The 277-nt window shown below is 65.0% G+C and carries 1 pseudogene; it reads left to right on the forward strand.

What is annotated here, in order from left to right:
- Positions 1–277: pseudogene (locus ACOZKU_RS27715) on the forward strand (flagellin); the annotation flags it as partial.

Raw genomic sequence — 277 nt, forward strand, 5'->3', positions numbered from 1 at the left:
CCGTTCCATCGACAACAGTCTCGAAACGACACAGGCACGCGTCTCCTCCGGCCTGCGCGTCGAAACCGCCGCCGACAACGCCGCCTATTGGTCGATCGCCACGACCATGCGCTCGGACAACCGCGCGATCTCCACCGTCGCCGCCGCCTTGGGCCTCGGCGCCGCGAAGGTCGATACCGCCTATACGTCGCTGGAAAACGTCATCGACGTGATGAGCGAGATCAAGGCGAAGCTGGTCGCCGCGCGCGAACCGGGCGTCGACAAGACCAAGATCAAC

Origin of the sequence: Shinella sp. M31 (assembly GCF_049199205.1) — a bacterium.
Classification (GTDB): domain Bacteria; phylum Pseudomonadota; class Alphaproteobacteria; order Rhizobiales; family Rhizobiaceae; genus Shinella.